At 71.7% G+C, this 5213-nt stretch carries 7 protein-coding genes and 1 pseudogene; 1 reads left to right on the top strand and 7 read right to left on the bottom strand.

Features of this window, described 5'->3' with window-relative positions; translation table 11 throughout:
• Window positions 1–879 (top strand): autotransporter outer membrane beta-barrel domain-containing protein (locus G3573_RS19720; RefSeq protein WP_163263383.1); only part of this gene is annotated, 879 nt, incomplete at its 5' end.
• A gap of 16 nt (window positions 880–895) precedes the next feature.
• Here the strand turns inward: G3573_RS19720 and G3573_RS19715 are convergent.
• From G3573_RS19715 to G3573_RS19695, 7 genes and pseudogenes are all read right to left on the bottom strand, one after another.
• Complete coding sequence (locus tag G3573_RS19715; protein ID WP_163263382.1) at window positions 896–1510, bottom strand: hypothetical protein; 615 nt, start codon at window positions 1508–1510, stop codon at window positions 896–898.
• A gap of 69 nt (window positions 1511–1579) precedes the next feature.
• The gene (locus G3573_RS19710) at window positions 1580–1963 is read right to left on the bottom strand and encodes a VOC family protein (protein ID WP_163263381.1); all 384 of its coding nucleotides are present in this window, start codon (window positions 1961–1963) and stop codon (window positions 1580–1582) included.
• Window positions 1964–2128: 165 nt separating this feature from the next.
• Window positions 2129–2545, bottom strand: coding sequence for a YciI family protein (locus tag G3573_RS19705; RefSeq protein WP_163263380.1), 417 nt, complete (start codon window positions 2543–2545; stop codon window positions 2129–2131).
• Window positions 2546–2792: 247 nt separating this feature from the next.
• The gene (locus tag G3573_RS19700; RefSeq protein ID WP_163263379.1) at window positions 2793–4232 is read right to left on the bottom strand and encodes a DUF1254 domain-containing protein; all 1440 of its coding nucleotides are present in this window, start codon (window positions 4230–4232) and stop codon (window positions 2793–2795) included.
• A gap of 115 nt (window positions 4233–4347) precedes the next feature.
• Window positions 4348–4473 (bottom strand): hypothetical protein, encoded by a 126-nt coding sequence (locus tag G3573_RS22490; RefSeq protein WP_276208757.1) that lies wholly within the window; start codon window positions 4471–4473, stop codon window positions 4348–4350.
• Between the two features lie 7 nt (window positions 4474–4480).
• Window positions 4481–4609, bottom strand: coding sequence for a hypothetical protein (locus G3573_RS22485; RefSeq protein ID WP_276208756.1), 129 nt, complete (start codon window positions 4607–4609; stop codon window positions 4481–4483).
• A 273-nt stretch (window positions 4610–4882) separates the two neighbouring features.
• Window positions 4883–5213, bottom strand: a pseudogene (locus G3573_RS19695) (hypothetical protein); the annotation flags it as partial.

Raw genomic sequence — 5213 nt, 5'->3', positions numbered from 1 at the left:
GTGCTGGGCGGCGTGCTGAACGCGGCCGAGACCGGCGCGGCCGGCGCCAGCGGCGCCTGGGCGGAAGCCTTCGTGCTGGACAGCAAGCTGGACGGCCAGGCCGGGGTGGCGGCTGCGACCACCGGCGGCGGCGGCTTCGCGGCCGGCTTCGACGCCGACGCCGGGAACGGCTGGCGGGTCGGCTTCGCCGGCGGCTACAGCGACATGGCTTCCGACACCGACGCACGGGCGACCTCGGCCGACGGCCAGTTCTGGCACGTGGGCGCCTACGCCGCCTGGGACATGGGCCCGTGGTGGGCCGGCGCGGCGCTCAGCCGCCTGACCGGCGACGTCGACACCGACCGCCAGATCGGCCTGGGCCCGGTCACCCTGGCGGCCAGCGGCCGCACCGACGTCGACACGACCAACGTCACCGCCGCCTTCGGCCGCCGCTTCCAGCTGAACGAAGCGACCGCGCTCGACGCCGGCGCTTCGGTGAACGGCACGCGGCTGAAGCAGGACGCCTATTCCGAGACCGGCGCCGGCGTCCTGTCGCTGGACGTGGCCGCGGTGAAGCGCACCGTGTGGGTGAGCGAGCTCGAGGCGCGGGTCACCCGCTCCATGGCGGGCGGCAAGCTGAAGCCCTACGCCGGGGCCGGCGCGGCCTTCGCGTCCGGCGACCTGGACAGCCTGGCCTCGGCCGCCTTCGTCGGGTCGCCGAGCGGGACGGGGGCCTTCGTGGTCGACGGCGCCGAACTGCCGTCGGCCTGGGCGACGCTGGAGGCCGGGGTGGCGTTCAAGCCGTCCGAGCGGGTGTGGGTGTCGCTGGCCTACGACGGCGCGCTCGCCGAACGTCTGCAGGAGCACCGCGGCGGCGTGAAGGTGTCGCTGAAGTGGTGACCGGGTAGGGCGGGCGCTAGTCGACGGCCAGCGACTGGTTCGGGGCGACCGCGCGGCCGACCAGGTAGGTGAACACCGTGAAGCGTTCCTGGTCGGACGCCGACTTGCGGTCGAGCAGCTTGAGGAAGGCGTCGACCGCGTTGCGTGCCAGGTTCCGGTCGCCGCTATTCAGGATGCCGGCCAGTCCCGCCTTTACGTCGGCGTCCAGTCCGTCCCATGCGCTGTTCAACTGGGCGGTCGTGAACCCGCTTCGCGTGGTTAGCCGGTGTTCGGCGTGCAGGGCCACCGCGAGCCGGGCGTTCCGCTCGCCGGCCATGCGAGCGTCCGCGACCGTGCGCCAGCCGCACGTCCGGGCGATCCTTTCACTGTCCAGGCCGTTCGGTTCCACCAGTGCGGCCAGCACCGCCTGGTTGGGCTCTTCGGTGGCGAAGAAGGCGAGCTTGCGGGCGGCGGGCAGCACTCGCCAGAAGCAGAACGGGTCGGTCGCAAGCTTCGGATCGGCCTGACCGTCTGCGAACGCCCGCGTGGGGACGGGGATGGCGACGGGCGGCGGCGGCGCGTCCTGCGCCTGGACAGATCCTGCCAGCAGGGCGAACGCGGCCGTCGCCAACAGGCTCTTTGACTTGGTCATGCTTCCCCCCGAGGCGGGGAAAACAACACGGCATCCGAGCGCGACGCAAGGGAGCGGTGACGCCGGGCCTCAGCCGTTCACCAGGCTGTGGATGGTCCCGTCGGGGTCCTTGAACCAGGCCACGCGGGTGTCGGCGGCGACGTGGATGTCGCCCTCGCGGGTGGTCTGGGGCAGGTCGTCGTAGTGCTCGAACTTCACGCCGCGGGCGGCCAGGCCCGCGACCAGCGAGTCGAGCCGCTCGCCGCACGGCCAGGTCACGGTGGTGGCCTGGTTGGCGCCGGCGTAGGCCGACGCGTAGACGAACAGCCTCGCGCCGCCGGCGGCGTAGGTGATCACGCCCTGGTCGGGGCCGCCGTCGACGCGCTTCAGGCCCAGCACGCCTTCGTAGAACTTCGCCGCCGCGGCCAGGTCGCGGACCGCCACGGTGGCGACGGGGGTCAGGTCGGAGAGCATGGGGAGGTCTCCTTTCAAGATCCTCCCCCTAGCGAAGCGCTGGGGGAGGGGGACCACCCGAAGGGTGGTGGAGGGGGCTCCAGCTTGGCGGAGCGGTCTCCGTCGCGCCAAGGCGAGCCCCCCACGCCGGCTTCGCCGGCTGCTCCCCCCAGAGGGGGGAGATCTTCAGCCGCCGACCTGCTCGCGCATCTTCTGCTCGCGGGCGATCAGCTCGGGCGTCAGGGCCTCGCCGAAGTCGGCGGGGTCGAACAGCTGGCGGATTTCCAGCTCGCCGGTCTGGCCGGTGGGGTTGGGGCACTGCTTCATCCACTCGATGACTTCGTCCAGCGAGCCCGCCTCCAGCATCCAGAAGCCGGCCACGGTGTTGTTCAGCGGGAAGGGGCCCTTCTCGGCCGTGCGCTCGGCGCCGTTGAAGCGCACGCGCGCGCCGGCGCTGGTCGGGTGCATGCCTTCGCCGTCGCGCATCAGGCCGGCGGCCACCAGCTTCTCGTTGAAGCTCATCATCTCGGCCATGTCCTTTTCGGTGGGCATGACCCCGGCTTCGGTGTCGGCGTTGGCCTTCACAAAGACGATGAAGCGCATCGGTTCGTCCTCCTCGGTTGCGTTCGAGAGAATGACGCACGGAAGGGGACGGCTCCGACAGGGGTGGGAGAAATTTTCCAATCCTCCCCCGAGCGAAGCGGTGGGGGAGGGGGACCGCGAAGCGGTGGAGGGGGCTCCAGCGGAGCGCGCGCGTTTGGCGCGGCGGCCGTCCTCGCGTCAAGCTGGAGCCCCCCACGGCGGCTTGCAGCCGCCGGCTCCCCCCAGAGGGGGGAGATCTTTGGGGGCCCTACACGTTCGCCGACCCCGCCACCGCCACGCCGGGCAGGGCGTAGCCGCCGTCGATCATCGCCTGCTTGGGCCAGTAGGTGCGCGCCATCAGGATGAACGGCCCGCTGGGCGCCGGCAGCCAGTTCGACGCCTTGTCGGCGCCCGGCGACTTGGCCTGGACGTAGACGTCGGTGGTGCCGTCGGGGTTCTGCTTCAGCTTGTCCCGGGCGCTGACGGTGAAGCGGTTCTGCGGGTTGGCCACGAAGAAGTAGCTCGGGTCGTACATGGTGATCGACCAGAAGCCGTCGACCGGCGGCAGGCCGTCCTTCGGGAAGCGGATGACGTAGTTGTTGATCGAGGCGTCCAGCGCCTGGTTGTTCGCGTCGACCTTGGCGGTCGGATAGATCGCGTCCTGCGGCAGGTTGGCCCCCAGCCCGGCCTGGGCGATGAAGGCGCGCTGCAGATAGTCGGTCCCGTACTGGCCGGTGGGCGAGGCGAAGGTCCAGCCGTTCACGTCCTTGCCGGCCTTGGGCATGTGGTCGGTGATCTGCTTCAGGGCCGCGGCCTTGGCCTGGTCGGCGGTGGCGGCGTCCAGCTTGGTCGCGTCGAAGGCCTGGCCGGGGACGATGCCGATCTTGGCTAGGCGCGCGACCATGGGCGCGTCGGCGGCGGCCGGCGGATTGGTCTTCATGAGCTCGGCCATGCGCTGGAAGAAGGCCTGGCCGCTCATGCTCTCCACCTGGGTGCGCGGCGGGGTCTTCATGTCGACGCTCGTGTCCACCACCGCCGCCGGCGGCGTGTAGGCCTGGCCCCAGGCGCTGAGCGGGACCAGCTTCAGCTGGTCCTGGATCTTGTGCACCTCGGCGTAGTCCTGCGGCGTGCCGCTGGCGTAGGTGCGGCCCAGGATCCAGACCATGTCGGTGGGCGACTTGTACTGGGTCACCCCGGCCGGCGGCGTCCCCGACCAGGTCGGCCCGCTGATCAGATAGGTCTGCGGCCCCGTGCCGGTGGTGCGCTTGCCCGGCGACTGGAACACGTTGGTCCAGCCGTCCAGCATGGGCATCAGGAAGTAGCGGCCGTGCTCGTCGGGGATCTGCAGGACCACCGGCTCGCGGCTCACGTCCAGCCAGGCGGACGAGTAGAGCGTGTCGGCGTTGGGCGCGGTGACGTCGCGGAAGGCGGCCGTCGGATAGGTGCGCATGTTGGCGAACTGGCCCATCGGCGCGTGACTGGCCTCGGCCGCGGCGACGTTGGTCATCACCCGGCGCGTGGTGTCCATGGTCACGAGCGGATAGCCGTAGACGTAGGCGTCGGTGGCGGCGGCCAGCAGGGGCACGGCCGACTTTTCGCCGGGGCCGCCCGCGGCCTCTTTCGGCTTGCAGGCCGCGGCGCCGAGCGCCAGCAGGGCGCCGCCGCCGGCCAGCACGGTCCGGCGGGGCGGAGTTTGGGGCTGGGTCATGGAAGCCTCCACGGGCGCGCGGGCGCGGTCGCCCTACGTGCGTCCGGGCCGGAGCGCGGCCAATCGGGCAGGCCCTGAGGCGGCTCGGGATTTCGCTGTATCGGCGGGGGCGGGCCTAGAGCTCGCGCAGGTCGAGCGTCACGACCGGCTCGGGCCGCCCACGCTCGAAGACGGCGGAGACCTCGGCGACGACCGCGAGGAGCTCGAGCAGTCCGTGCAAGGCTTCGAGCAGGCGCAGCATCGGACGCCTAGAGCGAGTGCAGGTCGATGAAGGGTTTGACCTCGGGGCGTTTCCACTGATCGAACGTCACCGTCAGGCAGCCTTCGAGCAGGCCGCCGAGGATGTTGATCCCGAGTTCGAGCAGAAACTCCGCCATGACGCGCTCCCCTTAACCGCAGGTGGGGGCGAGGCGGGGACAGTCAAGGTCGGGGGCCATCCTCTTCCTTCTCCCCTTGCGGGAGAAGGTGGCCGGCCCCGGGTCCGACCGAAGGTCGGCCCGAGGATGAACTCCGCCGGTCGGATGAGGGGTGTCGGCGCCGGGGCGTCAGGACGAGGAGCGGGCGCTAGGCCTTTCAGGCGTCGCGCAGACACCCCTCGTCCGACGCGCGCCGCGCGCCACCTTCTCCCGCGAGGGGAGAAGGAAGGTCAGTCAGCGCCCGTACATCCCGCGTTCGCGTTCGATCTGCTCGCGGCTGTAGGCCGGGGCGCGTTCGTCGAAGCGGCCGCTCCAGCCGGCTTCGCGGTAGGCGCGGCCGCGTTCGGCGGCGTCGACGCCGTGATGGCGGCTCATGATGCCCTCGACCGTCGGCACCGCGTCGTCGGCCACGCGCATGGAGACCAGCGCGCCGCCGCGGCGCACGCCCTCGGCGTAGACGTGGGCTTCCTCCTCGGTGTGGCCGGCGTGGGTCAGCGCGCCGATCAGGCCGCCGGTCGCGCCGCCGACCGCGGCCCCGGCCACAGCGCCCAGCGCCGTGGTCGCC

This window comes from Caulobacter sp. 17J65-9, from assembly GCF_010975005.1.
In the GTDB taxonomy this organism is placed as follows: domain Bacteria; phylum Pseudomonadota; class Alphaproteobacteria; order Caulobacterales; family Caulobacteraceae; genus 17J80-11.
Note: the sequence above shows the minus strand (reverse complement) of the source record. Positions and strands in the feature narration are given on the sequence as shown.